General features: G+C 73.3%; 28 protein-coding genes and 1 pseudogene. 19 read left to right on the top strand and 10 right to left on the bottom strand.

Annotated elements, in window-relative coordinates; genetic code table 11:
- Positions 1 to 43: 43 nt before the first annotated feature.
- The 3 genes from ACFYTE_RS12870 (at position 44) to ACFYTE_RS12860 (ending at position 2,742) form a co-directional block, all read left to right on the top strand.
- Positions 44 to 970, top strand: coding sequence for an NADP-dependent oxidoreductase (locus ACFYTE_RS12870; protein ID WP_388708749.1), 927 nt, complete (start codon positions 44 to 46; stop codon positions 968 to 970).
- Complete coding sequence (locus ACFYTE_RS12865; protein WP_388708747.1) at positions 967 to 1,710, top strand: GNAT family N-acetyltransferase; 744 nt, start codon at positions 967 to 969, stop codon at positions 1,708 to 1,710. Before ACFYTE_RS12870 ends, ACFYTE_RS12865 begins: the two co-directional genes overlap by 4 nt.
- Before the next feature lie 255 nt (positions 1,711 to 1,965).
- A complete protein-coding gene (locus ACFYTE_RS12860; RefSeq protein WP_388708744.1) occupies positions 1,966 to 2,742 on the top strand; it encodes a putative protein N(5)-glutamine methyltransferase in 777 nt (258 codons plus the stop codon).
- 90 nt (positions 2,743 to 2,832) lie between these two features.
- On the opposite strand, the gene ACFYTE_RS12855 is transcribed toward ACFYTE_RS12860, so the two are convergent.
- On the bottom strand, positions 2,833 to 4,914 hold the full coding sequence (locus ACFYTE_RS12855; RefSeq protein ID WP_388708741.1) for a SpoIIE family protein phosphatase: 2,082 nt from the start codon (positions 4,912 to 4,914) through the stop codon (positions 2,833 to 2,835).
- 365 nt (positions 4,915 to 5,279) lie between these two features.
- On the opposite strand from ACFYTE_RS12855, the gene ACFYTE_RS12850 reads away from it, so the two are divergent.
- The 4 genes and pseudogenes from ACFYTE_RS12850 (at position 5,280) to ACFYTE_RS12835 (ending at position 9,433) form a co-directional block, all read left to right on the top strand.
- Entirely contained in the window at positions 5,280 to 6,161 is an 882-nt protein-coding gene (locus tag ACFYTE_RS12850) for a hypothetical protein (protein WP_388708738.1), read from the top strand.
- 126 nt (positions 6,162 to 6,287) lie between these two features.
- Positions 6,288 to 6,662: a hypothetical protein gene (locus ACFYTE_RS12845; protein ID WP_388708735.1), complete on the top strand. Its 375-nt coding sequence runs from the start codon at positions 6,288 to 6,290 to the stop codon at positions 6,660 to 6,662.
- Between the two features lie 154 nt (positions 6,663 to 6,816).
- Positions 6,817 to 8,831 (top strand): annotated as a pseudogene (locus tag ACFYTE_RS12840) (FAD-dependent oxidoreductase).
- Between the two features lie 23 nt (positions 8,832 to 8,854).
- Positions 8,855 to 9,433, top strand: coding sequence for a PadR family transcriptional regulator (locus ACFYTE_RS12835; RefSeq protein WP_388708731.1), 579 nt, complete (start codon positions 8,855 to 8,857; stop codon positions 9,431 to 9,433).
- A 110-nt stretch (positions 9,434 to 9,543) separates the two neighbouring features.
- Here ACFYTE_RS12835 and ACFYTE_RS12830 read toward each other — a convergent pair whose 3' ends face one another.
- The 3 genes from ACFYTE_RS12830 to ACFYTE_RS12820 all read right to left on the bottom strand — a co-directional run bounded on the left by ACFYTE_RS12830 (position 9,544) and on the right by ACFYTE_RS12820 (position 12,348).
- Complete coding sequence (locus tag ACFYTE_RS12830; RefSeq protein WP_388708728.1) at positions 9,544 to 10,095, bottom strand: hypothetical protein; 552 nt, start codon at positions 10,093 to 10,095, stop codon at positions 9,544 to 9,546.
- Between the two features lie 167 nt (positions 10,096 to 10,262).
- The gene (locus ACFYTE_RS12825) at positions 10,263 to 11,255 is read right to left on the bottom strand and encodes a fibronectin type III domain-containing protein (RefSeq protein WP_388708725.1); all 993 of its coding nucleotides are present in this window, start codon (positions 11,253 to 11,255) and stop codon (positions 10,263 to 10,265) included.
- Between the two features lie 331 nt (positions 11,256 to 11,586).
- Positions 11,587 to 12,348, bottom strand: a complete 762-nt coding sequence (locus ACFYTE_RS12820) for an SDR family NAD(P)-dependent oxidoreductase (protein ID WP_388708722.1) — start codon at positions 12,346 to 12,348, stop codon at positions 11,587 to 11,589.
- Between the two features lie 150 nt (positions 12,349 to 12,498).
- On the opposite strand from ACFYTE_RS12820, the gene ACFYTE_RS12815 reads away from it, so the two are divergent.
- Positions 12,499 to 13,137 carry a TetR/AcrR family transcriptional regulator gene (locus tag ACFYTE_RS12815; protein WP_388708719.1) on the top strand — a complete coding sequence of 213 codons (639 nt, stop codon included), beginning with the start codon at positions 12,499 to 12,501 and terminating at the stop codon, positions 13,135 to 13,137.
- Between the two features lie 25 nt (positions 13,138 to 13,162).
- On the opposite strand, the gene ACFYTE_RS12810 is transcribed toward ACFYTE_RS12815, so the two are convergent.
- From ACFYTE_RS12810 to ACFYTE_RS12795, 4 genes are all read right to left on the bottom strand, one after another.
- Positions 13,163 to 13,573 (bottom strand): PTS-dependent dihydroxyacetone kinase phosphotransferase subunit DhaM, encoded by a 411-nt coding sequence (locus tag ACFYTE_RS12810; RefSeq protein WP_388708716.1) that lies wholly within the window; start codon positions 13,571 to 13,573, stop codon positions 13,163 to 13,165.
- Positions 13,566 to 14,165: a dihydroxyacetone kinase subunit DhaL gene (gene dhaL / locus ACFYTE_RS12805; RefSeq protein WP_388708713.1), complete on the bottom strand. Its 600-nt coding sequence runs from the start codon at positions 14,163 to 14,165 to the stop codon at positions 13,566 to 13,568. The genes ACFYTE_RS12810 and dhaL overlap by 8 nt, the downstream gene beginning before the upstream one ends.
- A 46-nt stretch (positions 14,166 to 14,211) precedes the next feature.
- Positions 14,212 to 15,204, bottom strand: a complete 993-nt coding sequence (gene dhaK / locus ACFYTE_RS12800; protein ID WP_388708710.1) for a dihydroxyacetone kinase subunit DhaK — start codon at positions 15,202 to 15,204, stop codon at positions 14,212 to 14,214.
- Positions 15,205 to 15,462: 258 nt separating this feature from the next.
- Positions 15,463 to 16,068: a helix-turn-helix domain-containing protein gene (locus ACFYTE_RS12795; RefSeq protein WP_388708707.1), complete on the bottom strand. Its 606-nt coding sequence runs from the start codon at positions 16,066 to 16,068 to the stop codon at positions 15,463 to 15,465.
- Between the two features lie 86 nt (positions 16,069 to 16,154).
- Between ACFYTE_RS12795 and ACFYTE_RS12790 the strand changes: the two genes are divergently transcribed.
- On the top strand, positions 16,155 to 17,078 hold the full coding sequence (locus ACFYTE_RS12790) for an SDR family oxidoreductase (RefSeq protein ID WP_388708704.1): 924 nt from the start codon (positions 16,155 to 16,157) through the stop codon (positions 17,076 to 17,078).
- 207 nt (positions 17,079 to 17,285) lie between these two features.
- Positions 17,286 to 17,798, top strand: coding sequence for an Lrp/AsnC family transcriptional regulator (locus ACFYTE_RS12785; RefSeq protein WP_388708701.1), 513 nt, complete (start codon positions 17,286 to 17,288; stop codon positions 17,796 to 17,798).
- A gap of 28 nt (positions 17,799 to 17,826) precedes the next feature.
- Here ACFYTE_RS12785 and ACFYTE_RS12780 read toward each other — a convergent pair whose 3' ends face one another.
- Positions 17,827 to 18,312, bottom strand: a complete 486-nt coding sequence (locus ACFYTE_RS12780) for an Lrp/AsnC family transcriptional regulator (protein WP_388708698.1) — start codon at positions 18,310 to 18,312, stop codon at positions 17,827 to 17,829.
- Between the two features lie 245 nt (positions 18,313 to 18,557).
- Between ACFYTE_RS12780 and ACFYTE_RS12775 the strand changes: the two genes are divergently transcribed.
- The 8 genes from ACFYTE_RS12775 to ACFYTE_RS12740 all read left to right on the top strand — a co-directional run bounded on the left by ACFYTE_RS12775 (position 18,558) and on the right by ACFYTE_RS12740 (position 25,523).
- Complete coding sequence (locus ACFYTE_RS12775; RefSeq protein WP_388708695.1) at positions 18,558 to 19,475, top strand: ABC transporter permease; 918 nt, start codon at positions 18,558 to 18,560, stop codon at positions 19,473 to 19,475.
- Positions 19,472 to 20,287, top strand: a complete 816-nt coding sequence (locus ACFYTE_RS12770) for an ABC transporter permease (protein ID WP_388708693.1) — start codon at positions 19,472 to 19,474, stop codon at positions 20,285 to 20,287. The genes ACFYTE_RS12775 and ACFYTE_RS12770 overlap by 4 nt, the downstream gene beginning before the upstream one ends.
- A gap of 233 nt (positions 20,288 to 20,520) precedes the next feature.
- Entirely contained in the window at positions 20,521 to 21,603 is a 1,083-nt protein-coding gene (locus ACFYTE_RS12765; protein ID WP_388708691.1) for a PotD/PotF family extracellular solute-binding protein, read from the top strand.
- Between the two features lies 1 nt (position 21,604).
- Positions 21,605 to 22,699, top strand: coding sequence for an ABC transporter ATP-binding protein (locus ACFYTE_RS12760; RefSeq protein ID WP_388708688.1), 1,095 nt, complete (start codon positions 21,605 to 21,607; stop codon positions 22,697 to 22,699).
- A gap of 52 nt (positions 22,700 to 22,751) precedes the next feature.
- Complete coding sequence (locus ACFYTE_RS12755) at positions 22,752 to 23,543, top strand: carbon-nitrogen hydrolase family protein (RefSeq protein ID WP_388708685.1); 792 nt, start codon at positions 22,752 to 22,754, stop codon at positions 23,541 to 23,543.
- 5 nt (positions 23,544 to 23,548) lie between these two features.
- The gene (locus tag ACFYTE_RS12750) at positions 23,549 to 24,241 is read left to right on the top strand and encodes an RraA family protein (RefSeq protein WP_388708683.1); all 693 of its coding nucleotides are present in this window, start codon (positions 23,549 to 23,551) and stop codon (positions 24,239 to 24,241) included.
- A gap of 44 nt (positions 24,242 to 24,285) precedes the next feature.
- Positions 24,286 to 25,005 (top strand): 3-keto-5-aminohexanoate cleavage protein, encoded by a 720-nt coding sequence (locus ACFYTE_RS12745; RefSeq protein ID WP_388708680.1) that lies wholly within the window; start codon positions 24,286 to 24,288, stop codon positions 25,003 to 25,005.
- A gap of 62 nt (positions 25,006 to 25,067) precedes the next feature.
- Positions 25,068 to 25,523, top strand: a complete 456-nt coding sequence (locus ACFYTE_RS12740; RefSeq protein ID WP_388708677.1) for an RpiB/LacA/LacB family sugar-phosphate isomerase — start codon at positions 25,068 to 25,070, stop codon at positions 25,521 to 25,523.
- A 367-nt stretch (positions 25,524 to 25,890) separates the two neighbouring features.
- Here the strand turns inward: ACFYTE_RS12740 and ACFYTE_RS12735 are convergent, their stop codons facing one another.
- The gene (locus ACFYTE_RS12735; protein ID WP_388708675.1) at positions 25,891 to 26,256 is read right to left on the bottom strand and encodes a DUF6479 family protein; all 366 of its coding nucleotides are present in this window, start codon (positions 26,254 to 26,256) and stop codon (positions 25,891 to 25,893) included.
- 176 nt (positions 26,257 to 26,432) lie between these two features.
- Between ACFYTE_RS12735 and ACFYTE_RS12730 the strand changes: the two genes are divergently transcribed.
- A complete protein-coding gene (locus ACFYTE_RS12730; RefSeq protein ID WP_388708673.1) occupies positions 26,433 to 26,807 on the top strand; it encodes a ferredoxin in 375 nt (124 codons plus the stop codon).
- Positions 26,808 to 26,923 lie beyond the last annotated feature (116 nt).

Raw genomic sequence — 26,923 nt, 5'->3', positions numbered from 1 at the left:
GGCACCGGTACGCCGGTGACAGCGCAAGGAGAGTGAGGAAAAAATGCCCAAGGCGTACGTCTTCACACGGTACGGGGGGCCGGAGACCGAGGCGTTCACGGATGTCGCCCGGCCCCGGCCCGGCACCGCAGAGGTACTGGTCGCGGTGCGCGCCGCCGGGGTGAATCCCGTCGACTGGAAGCTGCGCGAGGGCCTGCGCCGCCCCGGCGACGTCGCGGAACGCGCCTTCCCTGCCGTGTTCGGCAGCGAGGTCTCCGGCGTCGTGGCGGAGGTCGGCGAGGGCGTGACCGGGATCGCCGTCGGCGACGAGGTCTTCGGCAACACCGTCGCCGGGGGGTACGCCGAGTACGCGCTGCTGCCCGCGGCGGTCACCGCGCACAAGCCCGCCGGGCTGTCCTTCACCGACGCGGCGACCCTGCCGGTCGCGGCGGCCACGGCCTACGACGGCATCCGCCAGCTCGACCTGCCCACCGGAGCGACGCTGCTGGTCACCGGGGCGGGCGGCGGCGTCGGCGCGGCGGCCGTGCAGATCGCCCGGTCCCTCGGGGTGCGCGTGGTGGGCGTGGCGGGCGAGGGCAAGAAGGACTTCGTGGAGTCGCTGGGCGCCGTGCACGTGCCCTCGGGCCCGGACCTCGCCGACCGGGTACGGACCGCCGCGCCCGACGGGATCGACGCCGTCTACGACCTGGTCGGCGGCGAGGTGCTGACCGAGGTGGCCGCCCTGCTCACCGACCGGACCCGGCTGATCACCGCGGGTGCCCCGCCCGAGACCGTCGCCGCGCTGGGCGGCGCCCGGGTCACCCGGGCCCGCACCGCGGCCGTGCTCGACGCGGTGGCTCAGCTCGTGCTGACCGGCGTGCTCGACCCGCACGTCACCCGGACCTTCCCGCTGGAACAGGCCGCAGCGGCACTGCGCGCCGTCGAGGACGGCCACGCCCGCGGCAAGATCGTGATCGAGGTCGCCCGGTGAGCGAACCGAACCCGCCGGCCGGCGCCGGCACCGGACACGTCCTCGACAACCCGGCCCTGGCATCGCTGACCGGCCCGCACACCCGCTTCGCCGAGCGCCGCGGCCGAGTGCTGCGCTACCCGGCCGAGGTGTCCCCGTGGCTGGCGCTGCCCGACGATCCCGACGCCGACGACTGGGCGGACCTCGCGGCGCTCGCCGGTCCGGGCGCCGAGGTGCCGCTGGCCGGCTTTCGCGGACAGGTGCCGCAGGGATGGGAGGTCACCTTCCGGATGGCGGGTGTCCAGTTGGTCGACGACTCACTCACCGCCGCCCCGGACGCGGAGGCGGTCCGCCTCGGGCCCGCCGACGTCCCCGAGATGACCGACCTGGTCGAACGCACCAAGCCGGGCCCGTTCCTGCCGCGCACCGTCGAACTCGGCACCTATCTCGGCATCCGCCGCGGCGGGGCCCTGATCGCCATGGCGGGGGAGCGGCTGCACCCGCCCGGCTGGACCGAGATCAGCGCGGTCTGCACCGATCCCCGCTTCCGCGGCGAGGGCCTGGCGACCCGGCTGATCCTCGCCGTGGCGCACGGCATCCGGGCCCGCGGCGAGACGCCGTTCCTGCACGCGAGCGCGGAGAACACCAACGCCATCCGGCTCTACGAGTCGCTGGGCTTCCGGCTGCGGCGCAGAACCGTGTTCCTCGCGGTCCGGGTGCCGCAGCGCCTGGCGGACGGCCGGGAGGCCGTGCCGGTCTGACCGTGACCCGTTCAGTCCGGGGCGGCGGGGGAGCGGGCGAGATCCCCGGGGGCCCGAAGCGGCCGTCGGTGTCCGACCGTTGGGGTAGGGTGGCCGTCCGGCCGTGGAACGTCCAGGCCGTGCCCTGAAGGAGGTGAGACCCATTACCGCTGTGTCAGCTCGGGTGCTCACCCCTCACCGCGGCGTGCGTCGCCGGTAACCGGTGCCCGCGGGAGCGCCCTTCGGCCCCAGGTCACCGAAAGGCTCTCGGCCTCCATGCCCCTGCTCACCCCCTCCACCGTCGTCGCCGCGCTGCGCGCGGCCGGCTGCGTCTTCGCCGAGGACGAGGCGGAGTTGATCCTCGCCACCGCCCGCACCCCGGACGAACTCAGCGCCATGGTGGACCGGCGCGCCGCCGGACTGCCCCTCGAACACGTCCTCGGCTGGGCCGGGTTCCACGGACTGCGGATCACCGTCGAACCCGGCGTCTTCGTGCCACGCCGCCGCACCGAGTTCCTTGTCGACCAGGCCCTCGCCCGCTCGCCGGGCGCCCGGGTCGTCGTGGACCTGTGCTGCGGCTCCGGCGCCGTCGGCGCCGCCCTGGCCGCGGCGCTCGGCCGGGTCGAACTGCACGCCGCCGACGTCGACCCGGCCGCGGTGCGCTGCGCCCGCCGCAACCTCGCCGAGTACGGCGGACACGCCCATGCGGGCGACCTGTTCGAGCCGCTGCCCCGCACGCTCAGGGGCCGCGTCGACATCCTCGCCGCGAACGTGCCGTACGTCCCGAGCGGCGAGGTGGGGCTGCTGCCCGCGGAGGCTCGGGAGCACGAGCCGCTGCGCGCCCTCGACGGCGGCGCGGACGGCCTGGACGTGCTGCGCCGCGTCGCCACCGCCGCGCCCGACTGGCTCGCCCCCGGTGGCTGCCTCCTGATCGAGACCAGCGAGCAGCAGGCACAGGAGGCCGCCCTGATTTTCGCCCGCGCCGGTCTGACCACCTCCCTCGCGGTCTGCGCGGAGCTGCACGCGCACGTGGTGATCGGGGTCGGCCCCTAGGCGGCCGGGACCGGGGGCGGTGCTCGGCGCGGTGGCCGGGCGGGCGGTGCTCGGCGGCGGGACCGTGCGTCACCGCTCACCGCTCACCGCTCACCGCTCACCGGCGGTCCCGGGATCCAGGGAGCGCGCGATGAGGAGCGCCACGTCGTCGTGGTTGTCGGGGTGGTGCAGCGTCTGCAGCAGCAGGTCGCAGACGTCCTCCAGCGGGCGGTCCGGGCCCTCCAGCAGGGCCAGCAACGCGGCCAGCCGCTCGTCCAGCGAGTGCCGTCGGGTCTCCACCAGGCCGTCGGTGTAGAAGACCAGCCGGTCGCCGGGGGCGAAGTCGACGGCGGTGGTGGAGAAGGCGACACCGCCGACGCCCAGCGGCACACCGGTCGGCAGCGCGAGCAGTTCCGGCGGCTGCCCGGCGCGGACCCGGACCGGGGGCAGATGCCCGGCGTTGGCGATGCGGCACTGGCCCAGCCGGGGGTCGTGGACGGCGTACACACAGGTCGCGATGGAGTGGTCGGGACCCGCGGCGATCTTGTCGAGGTGCCGCAGGAGCACGTCGGGGTCGAGGCCGAGCGAGGCCAGGGTGGCGGTGGCGGTGCGCAGCCGGCCCATGGTGGCCGCCGCGCCGATGCCGCTGCCCATCACGTCACCCACGACGAGCGCGGTCCTGCCGCCCTCCAGCGGGATCACGTCGAACCAGTCGCCGCCGACCTCGACGGCGGCGCCCGCCGGCTGGTAGCGGGAGGCGACCTCAAGGCCGGTCGTCACGGCCGGCCGGCCGGGCAGCAGGCTGCGCTGCAGGGTGAGGGCGGTGTCCCGGGCGTTCTGGTACCAGCGGGCGTTGTCGATCTGCACCGCCGCGCGGGCGGCCAGCTCCCGGGCCAGCAGCACGTCGTCCTCGCCGAAGGGCAGCGGATTGCCCGCACGCTTCAGGTCGAGGGCGCCCAGCACCTCGCCGCGTGCGATCAGCGGCACCGCCAGGTAGGAGTGCACGCCCGCCCGGCGCAGCAGCGCGGCCGCCTCGGGGGAGCGGGCGATCCGGTCGAGGTCGCCGTCCGTCACCCGCGGCACGACGACCGGGTTTCCGGTGCGTACGCACGCGGTGACCAGCCGGTCGGGGGCGTACCGTACGGGCTCACCCGGCGGGTCGGCGGCCCGCAGCGCGTCCGTCTCCCGCTCCGCGCGGACCGCGAGGGGCCGGATCACCGCGGACTCGGCCGGGCCGAGGGTGCTGCGGCGGCCCTCGACGACGGCGTCGAGCAGGTCCACGGCGGCGATGTCGGCCAGTTCCGGCACGGCGACGTCGGCCAGTTCACGGGCGGTGCGGTTCAGGTCCAGGGTGGTGCCGATGCGGGCGGAGGCGTCCGCGACGACGGCCAGCCTGCGCCGCGCGGCCTCGGTCTCGACACGGGCCCGGTACTGCTCGGTGATGTCCACGACCGACGCCGCGACGCCGAGCACCCGGCCCATGGCGTCCTCCAGCCGGTACAGCGACACGGACCAGGCGTGCTCCTGGCCCGGGTCGGCCGGCGTCCGGCCCACGGTGGCCTGGTCGACCAGCGGGCAACCGGTCTCCAGGACCCGGCGGAGCGCGTTCTCCAGGGCGTCGGAGTCCAGCAGCGGCAGCACCTCGTGCGGCATGCGTCCGAGGAGTTCCTCGGCCGGGATGCCGTTGATCCGGATCAGCGCCGGGTTGACCGAGACGTACCGCAGCTCCGTGTCCAGCACGGCCAGCCCGATCGGTGACTGCGTGACCATCCGCTCCGACAGGGCCACGTCCTGTTCGAGCCGGCGCACCGTGGAGCGGTCGGCCGCGAGCCCCAGCGCGAACACGTCGCCCCGGTCGTCCGTCAGCCGCATGTTGCGGAACTCGACCAGGCGCGTGCCGCCGTCCTTGGTCCGGACGGGAAACGCGCCGGCCCAGCTCCGGCCGGTCGCCATCACATCGGCGAACAGCTTCCGGACCAGTGCGATGTGCTTGTCGTGCACCATCAGGCGGGCCGCGTACTGGCCGAGGGCCTCCCGTGCCGAGTAGCCGAACAGCTCCTCCGCCTGGGGGCTCCACAGCACGATGCGCCCCTCGACGTCCAGCACGACCGAGGCCACGCCCAGCACGTCGAGCAGCCCGCTCGGCCGGACCGGGCCGCCGCCCTCGGCCACGGGAGCCTCGGCTGCACTCATCGCACGCACCGCCTTAGACCGTCCTTGCGGCACAGCACCACCCGTGCCGGCTCCCCATGTGTTCCGCGCCCACACCCGACTCTCCGACGCCGCCGTCCGCTATCTCCACCATCCCTCAACACGGGGGTCCGTGTACGGCGAACCGACCAGCAACCGGATCGTCGGCCACCGGTGCCGGTCGCGCATCGCTGCCCGACGATCACCGGTTCACTCGCTCACCCGTTCAGTCGATCAGTCCGTTCACGGATCGCCACGCGCGTGTTCACCCCCGCGTTCCTCCATTGGTCTGTACATGCCCATCGCGCTCGGGCCAGACTGTCCGCCGAACACGCCAGCCACCCCCCACCACCGAGGAGTCGGCATCCATGCCCGTGTCCGCCCGGCAACGTTGTCACGCAGTCCTGACCGGACTTATCGCCCTCGCCGCCGCCGTCGTCGTGTCCGTGTCCGCCGCCCCGCCCGCCTCCGCCGCCGACACCTGGACCGAGGCCGGCTCCGACCGCGCCGACCCGCTCACCGAGAGCCAGGGCCTGACCTCCGTCGAGATCCCGTCCGGCAGCCCCAACCGGTACACCGGCATCGGCACCATCCCGCTCGCCGTGGCCACCCGCGGCTGGAACCATGTGGGCGACCCGGACGCCTCCTACGACGGCTACTACATCGAGCCCTACCAGCGGGACTCCGGCACCACCAAGATGTTCCGCGTCCAGGCGCCGGGCGGCGCCTGGTCCGAGTACGTGCACACCCTCGATCCCGGCGAGGCGCTGAACAACTCCTGGGTCGCCGTCTCGCCGGACGGGCAGTGGATGCTGGCGGGCGAGTACGGCACGATGAGCCGCCTCCTGGTCTTCCCGACCCCGGGCGTCAACCCGGGCACGTCGCCGTCCGCGAACCTTCCGCGGGCCACCACCGTCAACCTGGACCATGCCGTGCGCGACGTCCAGGGCTGCGACTTCTCCGGACCCACGACCCTGCTGTGCTCGTCCGACGACCCCGAGGGCAGTCTCTTCGGCGTCACCAAGCCGCTCCTGCAGATCGACCTGTCCGCCGAGCCGAACGGCACGTCGGACGTGTCCGGCCATGTCACGGCGCTGCGTCAACTCCCGCTGCGCAGCGCCTGTTCCGGCAGCTTCGAGGCGGAGGGCATCGACTACGACCGGCGCACCGGCACCCTGCGCGTGATCGTCGTCTCGCCCGGCTTCTGTGTGCTCACGGACAGCAAGACGTACCGGTTCTCCCGCGGATGAACCTGCGCGCCGGTGCGCCGCCGGGCACCGGTAGTGCTCGGCGGCGGGTGGTGCTTTGCTGAGGGATGGGCGCGGTTGCGCGGGGTACCCCCGTTCCACCGCAGCGCGGCCACGAGAGGAGCGATCATGAAGAACATGCAGCGGTCGCACCCGGAATCCGTCACGGTGGAGATCAGCGGGTGCTCCAAGGAGGACGCCCGGATCGTGTTCGACGCCCTGAGGGCCTGCTTCACGTCCGACCGAGGTGCCGACGAGGTGCCGCAGCAGCTCCACGAGACGCGTCCCATGGTGTGGCTCGGCACCTACGACGTGGCGGACGCCCATGAGGTGCCCGCACCGCCCGCCCCGCTCAGGTCGCCCGTCCTCGCGGACGTCCAGGGCGGCTACTGGGCCGTCGACCGGTTCTGCACCACCCTGGGTTCCCTGTTCTCCGTCCAGGAGACCTGTACGGCCTCCGGTGACCAGGAACGGGACCTGCATCTGCGGCTGGAGAGCCGCTGACGTCCCTTCACCCGCACGCCCCGGCCGGCCGCCCGCCGACCGGGGCGTCGTCCGTGGCGCGGCTCACCCCTCCTCGTTTATGCAACTAGTTGCATAAAGCGCCGGCCGTCCTCTGCAACTGGGACGACCATCCCCCGCACGGAGGGCCGGGCCCATGAGCCGCTACCCGCATCTGCTGAGCCCCCTCGACCTGGGCTTCACCACACTGCCCAACCGCGTGATCATGGGCTCCATGCACCTCGGCCTGGAGGAGGCCGAGGGCGGGTTCGCGCGGATGGCGGAGTTCTATGCCGCCCGGGCGCGCGGGGGAGTGGGGCTCATCGTCACCGGCGGCATCGCGCCCAACGAGGAGGGACGGCCCTACGAGGGCGGCGCCAAGCTCACCACCGAGGAGGAGGCCGGGCGGCACGCCGTCGTCACCGCCGCGGTGCACCGCGAGGGCGGCCGGATCGCCCTGCAACTGCTGCACTTCGGGCGATACGCCTACCACCGGGACCTCGTCGCGCCGAGCCCCCTCCAGGCGCCGATCAGCCCCTTCCCGCCCCGCGAGCTGACGGACGCCGATGTCGTCAGGACCGTCGAGGACCATGTGCGCGCCGCCCGCCTGGCCCGCCGGGCCGGTTACGACGGCGTGGAGATCATGGGCTCCGAGGGCTATCTGATCAACGAGTTCATCGTCGCGCGGACCAATCACCGTACCGACCGCTGGGGCGGCCCGTACGAGAACCGCATGCGCTTGCCCGTCGAGATCGTCCGCCGGGTGCGCGAGGCGGTCGGCGAGGACTTCGTCATCATCTACCGGCTGTCCATGCTGGACCTGGTCCCGGGCGGCTCCTCGCTGGACGAGGTCGTCACGCTCGCCCGAGCCGTCGAGGCCGCGGGGGCGACGATCATCAACACCGGCATCGGCTGGCACGAGGCACGGATCCCGACCATCGCCACCTCGGTGCCGCGCGGCGCGTACGCCTGGGTCACCCGGCGGCTCATGGGCGAGGTGGCCGTGCCGCTGGTGGCCACCAACCGCATCAACACCCCAGAACTGGCCGAGGAGTTGCTGGCCGGCGGCGGCGCGGACCTGGTGTCGCTGGCCCGCCCGATGCTGGCCGACCCCGACTTCGTCGCCAAGGCCGCCGCGGGCCGCCCCGAGACCGTCAACACCTGCATCGGCTGCAACCAGGCCTGCCTCGACCACACGTTCGAGGGGAAGATCACCTCGTGTCTGGTCAACCCGCGGGCCTGCCACGAGACCGAACTGGTCCTCGCCCCGACCCGGCTGCGCAAGCGGATCGCCGTCGTCGGCGCCGGACCTGCGGGGCTCGCCTGCGCCGTCGGCGCGGCCGAACGCGGCCACGACGTCACGCTGTTCGACGCCGCGAGCGAGATCGGCGGACAGCTCACCGTGGCCCGCAAGGTGCCCGGCAAGCAGGAGTTCGACGAGACGCTGCGCTACTTCCGCCACCGGCTCGACGAACAGCGGGTGACGTACGGCTCGGCACCCGGGCGCGGGCCGAGGATCTCGTCGGGTACGACGAGATCGTCGTCGCCACCGGAGTCACCCCGCGCATCCCCGACATCCTAGGCGTCGACCACCCGCGCGTCGTCGGCTACCTGGACGTGCTGCGCGACGGCGCCCCCGTCGGCGACCGCGTAGCGATCATCGGCGCGGGCGGCATCGGCTTCGACGTGGCCGCCTACCTCACCGACGGCGGCGACCGGGCGAGCGAAGACCCGGCGACGTACTTCCGGCACTGGGGTGTCGACCCGGACTACCGGACGCCCGGCGGACTGACCGCGCCCCGGCGGCCCGCCCCGCCCCGCACCGTCCACCTGCTCCAGCGCAGCAGCACGAAGGTCGGCGCCGGCCTCGGCAGGACGACCGGATGGATCCACCGCGCCGAACTCGGGCGGCGCGGCGTCACCATGGTGCCCGGCGTCCGCTACGACCGCATCGACGACGCCGGGCTGCACATCACCGTCGACGGGCGCGGCACGGTCCTGGAGGTCGACACCGTCGTCCTGTGCACCGGGCAGGAGCCACGCCGGGACCTGTACCGGCGGCTGGTCGCCGCCGGGCGCGACGCGCATCTGATCGGCGGCGCCGACATCGCGTCCGAACTGGACGCCAAGCGCGCCGTCAGGCAGGGCACGGAGCTGGCGGCGACGCTGTAGGGGCGCGGCCCTAGGATGGGGCCATGTCACTCCCGCACGCGATCCTCACCGCCCTGCTGGAGAAGCCCTCGTCGGGGCTGGAGCTGACCCGTCGGTTCGACAAGTCGATCGGCTACTTCTGGTCGGCGACGCATCAGCAGATCTACCGGGAGCTGGGGCGGCTGGAGGCCGAGGGGCAGATCCGGGCCCGGCCGGCCGAGCAGCCGTCCCGCGGGCAGAGGAAGAGCTACGAGGTGCTGCCCGCCGGCCGCGCCGAGCTGGCCCGCTGGACCGCCGCGTCCCAGGATCCGAAGCCGCAACGGGACGCGCTGCTGCTGCGGCTGCGTGCCGCCGCGGTGGTCGGCACGGCCGGCCTCGAAACCGATCTGCGTCGCCATCTCGACCTGCACCGGCGGCAGTTGGCCGAGTACGAGGAGATCGAGCGCCGCGACTTCCCGCCGGCCAGGGCCGAACCGCAGGACCGGCTGCGCCACCTGGTGCTGCGCGCGGGCATCGACCTGGAGATCTTCTGGACCCGGTGGCTCGCCCACGCCCTGGCGGAGATCGGGACCCTGCCGCCCGACGGACTCCCCGGGCGCAGGGAGCCGGCCGCAGAGGCGTGAGCGCTCCGCCGGGCGTGCCGCGATGTGCCGCCGTCGGCCGTCGGCCGTCGGCGGTCTGCGGCACCGTCGTTACTGGTCGCGCAGTTCCCCGCGCCCGGGGCGGGTGGGTTTCAGAGGCGGCGGGGCTTTGAACGGCGTCGCAGGTACCAGGCCGTGGCGATCACGCCGCCGCCCAGGAGGGTCGCGCCGATGCCGAGGGTGAGCGGTCCGTAGTCGTGCACGGTGCCGCCCTCACCGCCCGCGACGCCCCGCTGCGGGGCGGGAGTCGCGGCGCCCTGGGGGGCCTGCGAGGGATTCGGTGCCTTCGCGGAGGAGACGATGACGGACTGGGAACCGGCGGTGCCGCCGTTCGAGCACACCACGACGACCGTGTAGGTCCCCGGGGTGACGTTCGACCAGGCCGCGGACTGGCTGACGGTCGTGCCGGTGAGCGCCGCCTGGCGTCCCTCGGCGAAGTTCGCCTGGCTCCCGGTGAGCAGAGAGGCATTGCCCCAACTGCCGTTGATCTGGGTGCAGGCGCTGGTGACCACCGACACGGTGGACCCGTTCGTGCTCACTGAGATGCCGGAGGCCGCGGGGGACGGCCCGGCGAGCCCGATCGGCAGCGCCGCGGCGGCGGCCAGGACCGGGCCGGAGCGGGAGAGGAGTCGAGTAGTGCGCATTGGGCTGCCCTCCGGCGGCACGGTTGGCGGAACGTCCCATGCGCCGCCGGGGGTCGGGAAACGTCCGTGCTGCCTCCCCCGCATCCCACGCGGCCCCGGGCCGTCCCGCAGCCGGACCGGTACCGTCCGGGTGAGTGGATGCTCCGTCCGGGGCACCTTCCGCGTGTCTAGGGAGCGGCGCCGGGTGCCGGACCCGTCGTCACCGTCCGCTCCGCCGAGAACCCGCCCCAGGTGCCGTCCGGCAGCCTCGCCCGGATCCGCACCCGGTGGCCGGCCCCGGCCTCACGGCCGACGTAGAAGCTGTGCGTGGCCCGGCCCTCGGGCGGGGTGGCACCCCACACCAGCGAGGTCGGCTGCCCGCGGTCGAGCTGGATCTGGTACTCCGTGACCACGCCGTCGGTGCGCGGCGCTACCCAGGACAGATCGAGGTAGTACGCCCCGTCCGCGCGGTGGCTCGTCACACGGAAGCCGGTCGGCGCGGGGTCGCCGCCGTCGTCGGTGCCCGGTGTGGTCAGCCGGACGGCGGTGCTCGCGGGCGAGACGTTGTCGGCCGCGTCGCGGGCCCGGATCGTGAACGTGTAGCGGGTGCCGGGGCGCAGTCCGGTCACCACGGTCGCGGTCTGGCCGCCGCCGACGCTGTGCACCTTCGTGGTCGCCTGGTAGACGTCGTACGACACCACGGCCCGGTCGTCCCGCGCCGCGCCCCAGGACAGCTGGACCGCCCGGCTGCCGACGGCCCGGCCCGTCGGCTTCGCCGGGCGGGCGGGCGCGGAGCGGTCCGCGGCGACGGCGGCCGGTGTCCGCGCCCGCACCTCCTGGCTGCTCGGGCCGAGCCGTCCCTCGCCGTCCCGGGCCCGCACGGTGAAGACATACATGGTGGACGGCCTGAGCCTGGTGACGTCCACCATGTGCTCGGAACCCGGCACTTCGCCGACCTTTGTGGTGCCGCGATAGACCTCGTAGGAGTCGATGCCCGGTTCGCTCGACACCGCGTTCCACATGACGTGCACGCTCGTGGCGCTGCCGGGCTGTGCGGTCACGCCCGTCGGCGCGCCGGGCGGCCGTTCGGCCCCGTCGTCCGCCGCGCCGCCCCAGCCGCAGGCCGTGACCAGCGCCAGTGCCGCCAGGACCAGTGCGTGGGGTACGGGAACGCGTCGCACGGCTGTGCCTCCCCGGGAACGGCAACACGGCAATGGTCCGGACCAATATGCACGGCCGGTGCGACCTCATCAAGAGGGCCGTGTTGGTGACCACCCAGGGGCGTTACGTATGCTGAAGCTCCTCACGGCCGAACTCTCCGGAAACACAGGGGAGTTCGCGCCTGTGGCGCGGAACGCTGTCGTCGCTGATCCCGCGCCGTGCGCGGGTGGCCGGGGTGGCCGGGGGCCGACACGGACCCGGCCCCCGGCCCCTGTCGGCCGCCGCCGTGGGGCGCGAACATATTCCCGTGCCGTGTGCCGTGGTGCGCGCGCCCAGGGGCCCTGGGTGGCGTCAGACCGCCGACCAGCCGTTGTCCACCGGGAGGATCGCGCCGTTGATGTTGCTCGCCGCGTCCGAGGCGAGGAACACGATCGCGGCCGCCTGCTCCTCCGGCTCACTGGCACGGCCGATGTTGCCGAAGTACGGGCCGAGGGCGGCCGGTCCGTGCGCCCCGTCCTGCGTGTCCACCGTGATGGCGGTCCTGGTCCCGCCCGGGGCGATCGCGTTGGCGCGGATGCCCTGATTGCGGTACATCACCGCGAGGGACTTGGTCAGGCCGATCACCCCGTGCTTCGAGGCCGTGTACGCCGCGCCCGCCGCGCTGCCCCGCAGGCCGGCCTCGGATGCGGTGTTCACGACGACGCCCCGCCCCGCCGCCAGCATGTGCGGCAGCACCGCCCGGGTGAGCAGGAAGGGGGCGGTCAGATTGACCCGCAGGACCCGCTCCCACTCGGCGTCGCTCACCTCCGCGAGGGCCGACATGCGGTCCATGATCCCGGCGTTGTTCACCAGGACGTCCACCCCGCCGAAGCGCTCCGCGGCGGTCGCGACCAGCCGGTCCACCACCGCCTGCTCGCTGAGGTCGCCGATCACGGCCACGGCCGTGCCCCCCGCCTTGGTGATCTCCTCGACGGCCGCGCCCGCCCCTTCGGCGTCGAGGTCCGCCACCACGACCCGGGCGCCCTCCGCCGCGAAGGCCAGCGCCGCGGCCCGCCCGATGCCCGATCCCGCGCCGGTGACGACGACGCTCCGGCCGTCCAGTCCGCTGGCCATGATCCGCTCCCCATCAGTTGGTCCTGCTCACGTGACGCGCCGGGCCGAGCGCCCGGCGCACGCGCCCACCCTACGACTTATTGTCTGTGAGTGACATAAAGTCGGGGTGGAGAATTCCCGTGGCAGCAGCAGCCCGAGCCGGAGGGACAGATGACCGCAGCCAGCGGACGCACGGGACGACCACCCCTGACCGAGGAGCGCAAGGCGGAGATCCGGTTGGAGATCGCGCGGGCCGCGGTCGACCTGTTCGTCGCACAGGGCGTCGCCGCGACCACGGGGGAACAGATCGGGCGGGCCGTCGGCGTCTCCGCGCGCACGGTGTGGCGCTACTTCCCGAGCAAGGAGGCCTGCGTACGGCCGCTGTTCGAGGCCGGGATCGAGGGGGTCGCCGCCGGTCTGCGCGCCTGGCGCCCCGGCCGGCCGCTGGAGGACGTCCTCATCCGCGCGGTACCCGCCGACAGCCGCCTGGTGACCGGCCCCGACCGCGCCACCCTCGGCGCACTGGTCCGGCTGACCCGCGACGAGCCGGGGCTGCGGGCCATCTGGCTCCAGTCGTACGACGAGGCCGAGCCGGCGTTCGCCCACGCCCTCGCCGAACGCGCCGGAGTCCCCGCCGACGAACTGGGGCCGACCGTCCAGGCCGCCATGTTCAACGCGGCGCTGCGCGCGGCGATCGAGCACTACGCCTGGCGCATCGACGAGGGGGCCGCCGACGCCACGACGGCGGAGGCCGAGCTGGCGGCGACCCTGCGCTCGGCCCTCGCCCTCGTGGCGTCCGGACTCGCCTGAAGGCCACCCGCCCCGGGCGGGGGGCTCACACTTTCCGGTAGGTGTACGCCTCCTGCGCCGCCGCCTCCACCGCGTCCAGGTCGCCGCCCGCGGACGCGGTGACGACCGCCGCCACGGCGCCCTCGACGAACGGGGCGTCCACGAGCCGCGTGCCGTCCGGGAGTTCGTCGCCCTCCGCGAGCAGCGCCTTCACCGTCAGCACCGCACTGCCGAGGTCGGTGAGGACGGCGACCCCGGCGCCCCGGTCCACGGCCGCCGCGGCGGCGGAGATCAGCTCGGCGCTGGTGCCGAGCCCGCCGCCCTCCGTACCGCCCGCCGACGCGACGGGCACCCCCGCGGCGCCGCCCGCCAGGCCCTTGGCCAGTTCGGCGACCGAGACGGCCACCTCGGCGCTGTGCGACACCAGCACGATGCCCACCCGCTGCTCGTCACTCATCGGCGGCCTCCGCGAGCCCGGCGATCAGCAGCGCGGACGAGGTGGCCCCGGGGTCCTGGTGCCCGATGCTGCGCTCCCCGAGGTAGCTGGCCCGGCCCTTGCGGGCCAGCAGCGGGACCGTGGCCACGGCTCCCGCCTCGGCGGCGGCCCGTGCCGCGCCGAAGCCGTCGCCGAGCGCGTCGACGGCCGGAATCAGCGCGTCGATCATGGTCTTGTCGCCCGGCGCGGCCCCGCCGAGCGCCATCACCCCCTCCACGCCCGCCCGCAACGCGTCGGCGAGCTGTTCCTCGCTGACCTCGGCCGCGTCGCCGAGCGCCTTGCCCGTGCGCCGCAGCAGCGTCCCGTACAGCGGCCCGGACGCGCCGCCGACCGTCGAGATGAGCTGCCGCCCGGCGAGCGTCAGGACGTCGCCCGGTGTGCTGGGCGCCGCCTTCTCCAGAGCGGCCGTCACGGCCGTGAACCCGCGTTGCATATTGGCGCCGTGGTCGGCGTCCCCGATGGCCGAGTCGAGAGCGGTGAGCCGGTCCGCCTCACGGTCGACGGACGCGGCGGCGGCGGCCATCCAGCGGCGGAAGAAATCGGCGTCGAGCACGGGATCTCCTTGCGTCGTAGGTACGTTGGTCGCTGCGAACGCCGGGTCACATCCCCCAGCGCAGGGCCGGCGTCCGCACCGGCGCGTCCCACAGACGCAGCAGTTCCTCGTCGACCTGGCACAGGGTGACCGAGGCGCCCGCCATGTCCAGGGAGGTGACGTAGTTGCCGACGAGGGTGCGGGCCACCGTCACGCCCCGCTCGCCGAGCACCCGTTGCACCTCGGCGTTGAAGCCGTACAGCTCCAGCAGCGGGGTCGCGCCCATGCCGTTGACCAGGGCAAGGACCGGGTTGCGCGGGGGCATGTCGTCCAGGATCGCGCCCACCGCGAAGTCGGCGATCTCACCGGAGGTCATCATGGCCCGCCGCTCGCGGCCCGGCTCGCCGTGGATGCCGATGCCCAACTCCAGCTCGCCGGGCGGCAGATCGAAGGTGGGGCTGCCCTTGGCGGGGGTGGTGACGGCACTGAGGGCGACGCCGAAGCTGCGGGCGTTCTCGTTGACCTGCCGCGCGATGGACTCCACCCGCTCCAGCGGCTGCCCCTCGGCGGCCGCGGCCCCCGCGATCTTCTCCACGAACAGGGTGGCTCCCGTACCGCGCCGCCCCGCCGTGTAGAGACTGTCGGTGACCGCCACGTCGTCGTTGACGAGCACCTTCGCCACCTGGATGCCCTCGTCCTCGGCCAGTTCGGCCGCCATGTCGAAGTTGAGGACGTCGCCCGTGTAGTTCTTCACGACGAACAGCACGCCCTGCCCGCTGTCCACGGCCGCGGCGGCGCGCGCCATCTGGTCGGGCACCGGCGAGGTGAACACCTCACCCGGGCAGGCGGCCGACAGCATCCCGGGCCCCACGAAGCCGCCGTGCAGCGGCTCGTGCCCGGACCCGCCGCCGGAGACGAGCGCGACCTGTCCGGCCACCGGGGCGTCCCGCCGTACGATCACCCGGTTCTCCACGTCCACGGTCAGCTCGGGATGGGCTGCCGCCATCCCCCGCAGCGCGTCCGCCACCACGGTCTCCGGGACGTTGATGAGCATCCTCATGGGTACCTCCAATTGACGCTAACAGATGGCCCTCTGACCTGCATTTTCAGCTGGTCGGTACGGGTGGGCCCGGTGGCCGGCGCGGCGGGCCGCGGCGCTCGGCAGCGGGCCCGGGCGGTGCCGGCGCGGACTCGGTGCTCTCGTGGTGATGGCCTGTCAGGTGGTCGGGGCGGTCGTACGTGCTTGGCGCATGTGTTCCCCTGGCAGTATCGGCCTTGGGACAGCGAAGGTCACGGCGGGCGGCGAGACGGGTGGCGGTCAGCGGGCCGCGGGCCCCGACCGGAGCGCCGGATCGGCCCCGCCGCCCGCGGCCACGGCCCGGAACTCGGCCAGCGACTCGCGCAGCACCTGTGACAGTTCGCGCTCCTCGGCCGCCGCGGTCCAGCGCTCGAAACCGACCTTGAAGACGGCCACCCCCACCTCGGCGGTCAGGCTCGCCGCGGGCTCCGCGACGCCGCGCCGGCGCAGGGCGTCGGCGAGCGCGGCCGACAGCGACGCGAGCTTGATCAGTTCGCGCTCCATCAGTTCCGGGTTCGCCATGACCACGGCCTGTCGCCGCCGGGCGTGTTCGCGGCGGCCGTGGAACACCGCGCAGGCCGCCTCAAGCCCCGCGGCGAGCGCGTCGATCGGTGCCGCGGCCGGCGCGGCCCCGGCGACCGCGTTCACGAACAGCTCCTGCAACGCGCCCGAGCCGTCGAACAGCACCTCGCGCTTGTCGGCGTAGTGCCGGAAGAAGGTCCGCTCGGTGAGGCCGGCCCGCCCCGCGATCTCCGCCACCGTCGTCTGCTCGTAGCCACGCTCGCTGTACAGCGCCAAGGCCGCCTCCGCCAGGCGCCCGCGCGCGTTCGGCTCCCATCTGCCCATGGGCGGATCCTACGTGATGGCAGTGCCTGACATCGCGTGTTAGTGTCGATGACAGTCACTGACGTCAACTTTCTGGGGTCTCTCCCATGCGTATCTTCGTGACCGGAGCCTCCGGCTGGATCGGCTCCGCCCTCGTCCCCGAACTGATCGACGCGGGCCACCGGGTCGTCGGGCTCGCCCGCTCCGACGCCTCCGCCGCCGCCCTCACCGCCGCCGGGGCGGAAACGGTCCGCGGCACCCTCGACGACCTCGGCGTCCTGGCCGGCGCAGCCGCCGCGTCGGACGGGGTGATCCATCTCGCCTTCAAGCACGACATCGCCTTCAGCGGTGACTTCGAGGGCGCCGCCGACGCCGACCGCCGCGCCGTGGACGCCCTCGGCGACGCCCTCGCGGGCACCGACCGTCCCTTCGTCCTCGCCTCCGGCTTCGCCGGTCTCAAGCCGGGGCAGGTGGCGACCGAGCGGGACGTGCCCACCGCCGACGGCTCGCCGGTGTCCCGGCGCGCGGCCACCGCCGCGGCGGTGCTCGGCCTCGCCTCACGCGGCGTGCGCTCCAGCGTGGTGCGGCTCTCCCCGACCTGCCACGGCGACGGGGACAAGGGATTCATGGCGGCCCTGGTCGCCACCGCCCGCGCCAAGGGCGTCTCCGGCTATGTGGGCGAGGGCACCAACCGCTGGCCCGCCGTCCACCGCCTCGACGCCGCCCGGCTGTTCCGCCTGGCCGTCGAGCAGGCACCCGCGGGGACGGTGCTGCACGGCGTCGCGGAGGAGGGCGTCGCGATCCGTGACGTCGCCGAGGTGATCGGCCGCCACCTCGATGTGCCCGTGACCTCCGTGGCCCCGAAGGCCGCGGCCGAGCACTTCGCCTGGCTGGGCGGCTTCCTCCGACTCGACGCCCCGGCGTCCAACGCCCTGACCCGCGAGCTGCTGGACTGGCGGCCCACCGGCCCCGGCCTGCTCGAAGACCTCGACAAGGGTCACTACTTCCGCACCACCGCCACCACCTCCTGACCGCAGGGACCCGGCCGCGCGCGCCGACGGGGCGGCACCCGTGCCGCCCCGCCCGCCGGGAGGCCGGCTCCGCCCCGTTCGCGCGGCCGGAGCGGCCTCCCGGCGGGCGCTTCTGCTCCGCGCCGCTTCCGTGACCCCCCGCCTACCGCGCCCATGGCGGTCGCGTACGGTCGGGAGCACACGGAGCGTAAGAGGCGCAAGAAGCGCATGAAGCGCAAGAAGGCACCGCGCCGGAAGGAGGTGGCCTCGTTGATCGACGAAGTCGACCGGAACATCGTCCGGGCCCTCACCCGCGACGGACGCACCCCCTACACGACGCTCGCCCGCGAGCTGGGGGTCTCCGAGGCCACGGTGCGTCAGCGGGTGTCGCGGCTCCAGGACAGCGGCGCGCTGCGCATCGTCGCGCTGTGCAACCCGCTCACCCTGGGCCACCAGTCCGTCCGGCTGATGATCCGGGTGCGGGACCTCACCCCTCGCGCGGTCGCCAAGAGCCTCGCCGACATGCCGATGATCAACCATGTGGCGCTCTGCGCGGGCAGCCAGGACATCTTCCTGGAGGGGACCTGCCGGGACCAGGCCCAGCTGGTGCAGCTGCTCGACGAGATCAGAATGCTGCCCGGGGTGTCCCGGGTACAGGTGCTGCTGCTCCTGGAGCTGTTCAAGGACTACTCCTGGAACGGGCTCAACAGCGCCGTGGGACAGGCCGTCGCCGACGACTGAACGGCCCGCCGGGCGGCCGCCGCCCGGGTCACGGCGGCAGGATGCGCTGGTCGGGCGAGGCGGGCAGATCACGAAAGCCCGCCCACAGATAGCTGTCCTTCACCACTTCGAGCACGGTCAGCGCCTCCGCGTGCGCGACGCCGTTCACCCGCCGCACCCGCTCGGTGAGCAACTCGGACAGATGCGCCAGATCGCGGCAGCGGACATCCGTGATCAGATCGTAGGGGCCCACGCAGGACGCCACATAGCGCACCTCCGGCATCCGTGACAGCTCCCGGGCGACCAGCGCCACCGGGATGTGCTGCACCCGCACCGCGAGGTGGACCTCCACCTCCCCGAGCCGGACGGCGTCCGTCATGCCCACCACCTGCATCGCGCCGCGCCGCTGCAGCCGCTGGAAGCGCGCCCGCACCGAGGCCTCCGACAGGCCTATCGACCGGCCGATCTCCCCGAAGGACCGCCGGCCGTCGACGCGCAACTGGTCGATGATCTGCCGGTCCAGGTCGTCGATCACCGTGATACCTCCGTTCCCGTGCCTCGCGCCATCATCACCCTCCGTTGTTGCGCGGCGATTGCGAGATGCGCGGAATTCAGGCTGCGTTTCCACTGGATTCGATGTCAATGCCCCTGTTCAGGGCCGCACGGGCGGGCGGAAGCTGGTGCGCACACCACGGCCGGGTGATCACTTGGGCCGTGCGGGTCCGCTCGTGAGGAGGCACAGCCCATGCAGGAACCCCCGTCCGCCGCGCGGCGTCCGCGGTGACCGTCACCGCCGCGCCGCCGGCGCTCGCCACCGCGCCGCCGACCGCCCCGGCGTCCCGGAGCCGCCTGCGGTACCACGGGGCCACCTTCGCCCTGCTGGCGCCCGCCGGGGTCACCGTCGTGGCACTGGTGCTCCTGCCGCTGGCCCTGGTGGTGCGCAACAGCTTCGCCGCGCCGGACGCCTACGGCGGCGTACAGGGCGGCTTCACCCTCGCCAACTACCGCGAGCTGATCGACCCGGTGTACCTGAAGGTCTTCGGCTACAGCCTCGGCATGGCGGCCCTGAACACCGCCGTCTGTCTGGTCCTCGGCTATGTGGTGTCCACCTACCTGGCCGGCCGGCCGCCGCGGCGGCAGGGCATCCTGCTCCTGCTGATCATCGTGCCGTTCTGGACGGACTTCCTGGTACGCACCTTCGCCTGGATCAACCTGCTCAGCCCGGGCGGCCCGGTCAACGCGCTCACCGACGCGGTCGGCCTGACCGACGGACCGGCCCAGTGGATCCCCAGCCAGGGCGCCTCGTTCATCGGTCTCGTCTACGCCTTCCTGCCCACCGCCGTCTTCCCCATCTACGCCACCCTGCGCGGCGTCGACCCGTCGCTGGGCGAGGCCGCCCAGGACCTGGGCTGCGGCTGGTGGCGGGTGCACACCAAGGTGCTGCTGCCCCTCGTACGGCCCGGTCTGCTCGCCGCGGCGCTGCTCACCTTCATCCCGACACTCGGTGTCTTCGTGATCCCGGTCCTGCTCGGCGGCGGCAAGGACCAGCTCGTCGGCAACCTGATCGTCACGCTCTACACCGAGTTCCGCAACCAGCCCATGGGCGCGGCGGCCTCCGTCGTGCTGCTCGCCCTGATGACCGTGTCGGTGGCGGTCCTCGGCACCGCGGCCCGCCGGCTGAGGAGGAAGGCGTCATGAGAAGCCGCGCCGCCCGCACCGGGCGCCTGCCCGACGCCGTGACCGGCTGGCTCGCCCGGGGCGTCATCGTCTTCCTGTACGTGCCGATCGTCGTCGTCGTGGTGCTCTCGTTCAACGACTCCGATCTCACCTACAGATGGGGCGGGTTCAGCACCCGCTGGTACGGCGTGCTGGCGGGGGACACCGATCTGCTCACCGCGCTGCGCGTCAGCGCCGAGGCCGGGGTGGTCTCGGCGACCCTCGCCACCCTCGGCGGACTGTTCGCCGCGATGGGCATGGCCCGGCTGGGCCCGCGCGGGCGGGCGCTGTTCTCCGGCAGCCTGTTCCTGCCGCTGGTGATCCCGGAGATCGTGCTCGGCGTCGCCCTGCTGTCCGTGTTCGGCACCCTGCGGGCGAGCCTCGGCTTGACCTCGCTCGTCCTCGGCCATCTGGTGGTGACCCTGCCCTACGCGGCCCTCATCGTGATCGGCGCGCACCGCGCCCTCGACCCGTCCCTCGACGAGGCCGCCGCCGACCTCGGCTGCGGCGCCTGGCAGCGGTTCCGCCTGATCACCCTGCCGCTGCTGAAGCACGCCCTGCTGGCCTCCTGGCTGCTGTGCTTCACGATCTCCTTCGGCAACATCGTGATGTCCACCTTCACCGGCGGTGTCGGCACCACGACCCTGCCGCTGCGGGTGTACTCCCTGCTCAAGACGGGACTCACCCCGGAGATCAACGCACTGGGCACCCTCCTCGTGCTGTTCACCTTCCTGATCATCCTCGGCGCCGGGCTGCGACAGATGCGCCGCGTCCTCGTCGACGACCGCACCTGACCGGCCGCCGCGCTCCTGCGCACCGCGCGCTCATCGCGCGCCCCCTGCTCCTAAGCGACGCCTGTTCCTCCGCGACCCCTGCTTCTCCGCGCCCCGGCACGGCCCCGCCCCGCCCGTCCCACGCCCATCGCGCCATCCCGCCCCGGCCCTGCGCCGTCCCCGCCCGCGCCCGCACTCATGCCCGCGCCCCGTACGTCCTCGCACACCCCAGCACGTTCCCGAAAGGTCTCGTCATGCCCCGTACCACCGTCCCGAGAACCCTTCTCGCCACCGGCGTGCTCACCGTCACCGCCGTGCTCGCCACCGGCTGCTCCGGCTCCGGCTCCGACGCCGTCTCGTCCTCCGGCGGCGGCAAGGAACTGCACGTCTACGCCTGGGCCGGGGAGATCCCCGACTCCGTGGTCAAGGGTTTCGAGAAGGAGACCGGCATCAAGGTCACGATCGACACCTTCGACAGCAACGAGACCATGACCGCCAAGCTGGGCTCCGGCTCCTCCGGGTACGACCTGGTCGAACCCAGCCAGTACACCGTGCAGCAGCTGATCGGGCAGCACCTCATCCAGGAGCTGGACCACTCGAAGATCGAGGGCCTTGGCAACCTGGCGCCCAAGTTCCGCACCGCGTCCTACGACCCGGGAAACAAGTACAGCGTCCCGTGGATCTGGGGCACCACCGGCTTCGCCTACAACGACACCTGTATCAAGTCGGCGACCAGCTGGAAGACGCTCTTCGACGGCACGTACAAGGGCAAGCTGTACATGCTCGACAACATGCTCGCGGCCTACATCGCCGGCCTCCAGGTCACCGGACACCGGGCCACCAGCACCGACAAGGACGAGATCGCGCAGGCGACCGAGGCGCTGCAGAAGCAGAAGAAGATCCTCGCCGGCTACAACTCCACCAACTACCCGCAGCTGCTGTCCACGGGCCAGGCGTGCGCGGCCGAGGCGTGGAGCGGCACCGCCATGGCCAAGGTCGTGGCGTCCGACCCCCATGTGCACTACGTCATCCCGGAGGAGGGCGGCTCCATCTGGACGGACGGCTTCGCCATCCCCAAGGGTGCGAAGAACCTGACGTCGGCGTACAAGTTCATCTCCTACGCGCTGCGTCCCGAGGTCGCCGCCAAGGCCACCGACGACGGTTCCTCCGCCAGCGCCAACCAGGCCGCCCGCAAGCTGATCAAGGACAGGGCGGCCCTGAAGAACACCGCCATCTACGCGCCCGACGCGGCCATTGCCAAGGCGGACTTCCTGCTCGACCCGGGCACCGCGATGCAGTACTTCCAGCAGGGCTGGACCAAGGTCAAGGCGTCCTGACATGGCATCGCCGCACTCTGTGTCCGCCGACCCCAAGACCGTGGCCGTCCGTCTCTCCGGCGTCGGAAAGGCCTTCGGCACCATGCACGCCGTGCGCGGTGTGACCCTCGACATCCAACGGAACGAGTTCTTCTCCATCCTCGGCCCGTCGGGCTGCGGGAAGACCACCCTGATGCGGATGATCACCGGCTTCGAGGAGCCCACCGAGGGCAGCATCGAACTCGGCGGCACCCCGGCGACCGGTCTCCCGGCGCACAAACGCGACCTCAACATGCTCTTCCAGAGCTACGCCCTCTTCCCGCACCTCAGCGTCGCCGACAACGTCGCGTTCGAGCTGAAGGTGCGCAAGCTGCGGCCGAGGGCGCAGATCTCCGCCGCGGTGGACGAGGCGCTGGCCCTGGTCCGGCTGACGGGCTTCGGCGACCGGGCCGTCGCACAGCTCTCGGGCGGCCAGCGGCAGCGCGTCGCGATCGCCCGCGCGCTCATCGCCCGCCCCTCTCTGCTGCTGCTCGACGAGCCGCTCGGTGCCCTCGACAAGAAGCTGCGCGCCGAGATGCAACTGGAACTGAAGAAGATCCAGCGCGAGGTCGGGGTCACCTTCGTGACCGTCACCCACGACCAGGAGGAGGCGCTGACCATGTCCGACCGGATCGCCGTCATGAACGGCGGCCGGGTGGTCCAGATCGACACCCCCGAGGGCGTCTACGAGCGGCCCGCCACCCGCTTCGTCGCCTCCTTCATCGGCACCTCCAACTTCCTCACCGGCGCCACGGACGGCACCCGTCTCGCCGTACCGGGGCTCGGCACCCTGCCGGTGCCCCGCACGGACCTCACGGGCGAGGCACACCTCGCGGTGCGCCCCGAACACATCCGGGTCTGCCGCGAGGAGAGCGCAATCCCGGCCGGCCGCGCCGCGCTGGGGGGCACCCTGCGGCAGTCGGTCTACCTCGGCAGCGCCGTCCGCCACCACCTCACCCTCGACGACGGCAGCGCGTTCGTCGCCGAGACGCATCCGACCGACGCGGCCCATCCGGCCCCCGGCGGCCGGGTGTGGGCGCACTGGGACCCGGACGCCTCCCGCGTGCTCGCCGAATGACCGCCCCGCTCCCGGCCCCGCCCGACCACCACCACAGCAAGGAGACACGACCGTGAAGGTCGCCGCCGCCCAGTACGCCCCCACCGCCGACATCGCGGGGAACCTCGCAGTCGTCGAGACCATGGCCGGTGAAGCCGTGGCCGCGGGCGCCGAACTCATCGTCTTCCCCGAGGAGGCGATGATCCCCGCGGAGGCCGCCGCCGGGCCACTGCACCGCACCGCCGAGGCCCACTGGCCCTTCTTCCTCGGCGAGTTGTCGCGGATCGCCGCCGCCCATGGCATCGCCGTGATCGCCGGCGGCTACGAACCGAGCGGCGACTCCCTGCCGTACAACACCATCGCCGCCGTCGCCGCGGACGGCGAACTCCTCGGCCGCTACCGCAAGATGCACCTCTACGACGCCTTCGACTACCGCGAGTCCCGTCAGGTGCAGCGCGGCGACGAGGGCCCCTGCGTGGTGCGGATCGGGGAGTTCAACGTGGGCCTGGTCAACTGCTACGACCTGCGCTTCCCGGAGTTCACCCGGACCCTCGTCGAGATGGGCGCCGACCTGCTGTCCGTGTCCGCGGCCTGGGTGCGCGGCCCGCTGAAGGAGGACCACTGGACGACGCTGCTGCGCACCCGCGCGATCGAGAACACCTGCTGGGTCGTGGCCGCCTCGCTCACCACACCCGACTGCATCGGCATGAGCATGGCCATCGACCCGCTGGGGGTCGTGCGCGCCTCGCTCGGTGAGGAGGAACGCGCCCTGTGCGTGGTCGAGGCGGACAAGCACCGCATCGACCGGGCCCGCACCATCCTGCCCGTCCTGCGCAACCGCCGCATCATCATCGGACCGAGGTGACGATCATGCCCCTGGACATCCGCGATCTGGCGCAGATACCGCCCCTGGACGCCCTGTTGGCGGCGCGCCTCGCCGACGTCGACTTCCCCACCCTCGGACACTACCTGGAGGAGGGCTTCTGCGATCCGGCGCTGCGCCGCATCACCGGCCGGGGCAGGATGGTCGGCCGCGCCGTCACCGTACGGATCACCGCCACCGACTCCACCCTGCTGCACCATGCCGCGTCCCTCGTCGGACCGGGCGACGTCGTGGTCGTGGACTGCGGCGGCGACCGCCGCCATGCCCCGCTCGGCGAGGTCGTGGCGCACGCCCTGGCGGCCCGCGGCGCGGCCGGCGCCGTCGTGGACGGCGTCTGCACCGACATCGGCGCCCTGCGCGAGATCGGCCTGCCGGTGCACGCGTACGGCACCTCGCTGCTCACCACCAAGCTGCACGGCATCGCCGACGGAGCCCTGAACGCGCCCGTCAGCTGCGGCGGCGTACCGGTGCGCGCCGGCGACCTGGTCCTCGGCGACGACAACGGCCTGCTCGTCGCGCCGGCCGCCCGGCTCGCCGCCGTCGTCGACGAGGCCCTCGCCGACGACGCCGAGGAGCCGGATCTCATCGCCGCGCTGCACCGGGGAGAGCGGCTGGGAGCCCTCACCGGGGCGACCCGCACCGTCGAGAACCTGCTGCACCCGGCCTCCACCCCAGCGTGACCGCGGCCCTTTCCGGCCACCCACCCCTTCGCAAGGAAGCACCCATGTTCCTCAAGGCAGCCATCAACGGCGGGCGTACCCGTACCGAGCACCCCGCCGTGCCGCTGACCCCCGAGGAGATCGCCGCGGACACCGCCGCGGTGCTCTCCTCGGGCGCCGACGTCGTCCACTTCCACGTCCGCACCGCGGACGGCGGCCAGACGATCGAGCCCGACGCCCTCGCCGACGTCCTGCGCGCCATCCGCTCCGCGGCGCCCGCCGCGGTCGTCGGCACCACCACCGGACTGTGGACCTGCTCCGGACCCCAGGAGCGGTACGACCTGGTCAAGGCGTGGGAGGTGCTGCCGGACTTCGCCTCGGTGGCCTTCAGCGAGGAGGGCGCGGCGGAGACCGCCGCGCTCGTCACCGCCCGGGGCATGACGCTGGAGAGCGCCGTGTGGAGCACGGACGACGTGCCCGCGCTGCTCGCCTCGCCGACGCTGGCGGACAACGCGCGCGTGCTGATCGAGCCGATGGACGAGGACGCGGACACGGCGGTCGCGCACGCGCGCGAGATGGCCGCCCGCATCCGCGCCGCCGGGGTCGGCTGCCCGCTGCTCTACCACGGCGAGGCGGCCACCACCTGGCCGGTGCTGCGCGCCGCCGTCCACGACGGGCACCAGATGCGCATCGGCTTCGAGGACGGCATCCACCTCCCGGACGCCACCCCGGCCGGGCACAACGCGGACCTGGTCGCGGCCGCCCGCGCCCTCGCCGCGCACTGACCCCGGTCGCATCCCGGTCCGGCCCCGGGCGGCGGGTCACCCGGTCGGCTAGGCTCCGCGGCATGCGGATCTCAGTCTCCTCGGACATGGACGAACCCGTCGCCCGGCTCGTCGTCGCGGAGCTGCGCCGGCGCGGGCACGAGGTGCGCCCGCACGGTGCCCTGGTGCCCGGGGCCGACCCGCAGTGGGCGGTCTGCTCCGAGGCGGCGGCCCGGGACGTCGCCGCCGGGACGGCGGACCAGGCCGTCGTGTGCTGCTGGACCGGAACGGGCGCCTCGATCGCCGCGAACAAGGTGCCGGGCGTACGGGCGGCGCTGTGCACGGACGCCTACACCGCCGAGGGCGCCCGCCGCTGGAACGACGCCAACGTGCTGGCCCTAGGTCTGCGCCTGACCTCCGAGCCGGTCCTCAAGGAGATCCTCGACGCCTGGTTCGCCACCGCCCCCAGCGAGGACGCCGAGGACCGCGACAACATGGCCCACATAGCCTGCCTCGACGCACCCCGCCCCCCCACCTGAAGCCGACCGGCGGCGCCCCAAAGGGGCGCGGGGAACGGCGCGCTCAGCCCCACCACACCCGCACCCGCCGCCCGCCCGGCCTGGTGGGGGTGGCACGGGGGTTGTGATGGCGCCCTGAAGGGGCGCGGGGAACGGCGCGCTCAGCCGCAACGGACCCGCACCCGCCGGCCGGCGTACAGCACCACGGTGACCGCCGGGCCTGGTAGGGGTGGCACGGGGGTTGTGATGGCGCCCTGAAGGGGCGCGGGGAACGGCGCGCTCAGCCGCAACGGACCCGCACCCGCCGGACGGCATACCGCACCACGGCGACCGCCCGACCCCGCACAAAAGCACACCAAGCACGACGACCGCCGAAACGCCGTAGGCGTCAGTGGGCGCCCAGCCCGCCCCCACCGAACGAGCCGCTTGAACCCTTGCTCCACCGCGGCCGGTCCTTCGACTCGCTGGGCCGGGTCTGCTGGTTGCTCAGCTCGTACGGGGTGAGCGGACGGCCGCCTTCGGGCGTCTTCGGCACCTCTTCGGACTCCCGGTTCTGCCGGACCTCGCGCACCGCACCGCCCGGAGGCAGATGCGGCTGTTCTTGGGGGCGCGGCCGGGGCGGTTCGCGGTACTTGACACGGGAGCCAAGCCAGAAGCCCCCGGCGAGCAGCGCCAGGACGGCCACAGCCACCACGAAGAGCCCGAGACTCAGCAGGCCACTCGGTGCGGCCATCTGCATGGATACGGTACTCATAGCACTGGCATACCCCTGCCATAACGGGATGAACCGGACGCTTTCCGTCGCCCGTCGCCTACGTAAAGTGACGCTGTCCCAACGATGTTGACCGGCCCCCGGCCCGAGCCGTCCGCACCCGCCCAACCCGCACCGGTCCCGGGTTTGACCCGTCCCGACGGGGCTACCCGGGCCCTGTGGCACCGACGACTTCCGAGCAGGAGCTGTACCGCTTCCTGGAGGACCGCTTCGCGTGTGCGCAGGCGTGCACCGAGTGCGCGCGGGCCTGCGCGGTGCGCGCGAGCCTGTTGGATGCGGACGGGACCGAGGGGCCGGAGCGGGTGCGGCGGCAGGGCATCCTGTGTGCGGAGGTGTGCGACACCACCTGCCGCATGCTGACCGAGCAGAACTGCCAGGACCAGACGGGGCTGCGGATCCAGCTGGAGTGGTGCCGCGCGGTCTGCCTCGACAGTGCCGAGGCCTTCGAGGGGCGGTCCGGCGCCCGGGCGGCGGCGGAGGCGTGCCGCGCCTGCGCCCGGGCCTGCGCCGATTTCGCAGCGGCACTCGGCTGACTTCCGCGACTGCCCCGGCCCCCTCTGCAGTCCTGCGCTTCCGCACCTGCGCCCGCGCTCGCGGCCTCCGGGTTTCGCATGACTTCTCCGAGGGCCGCCATTCCCAATTTCTGTAA

Origin of the sequence: Streptomyces sp. NPDC004629 (assembly GCF_042873595.1) — a bacterium.
Lineage (GTDB): Bacteria > Actinomycetota > Actinomycetes > Streptomycetales > Streptomycetaceae > Streptomyces.
This window is presented reverse-complemented; position numbering and strand designations above follow the sequence as displayed.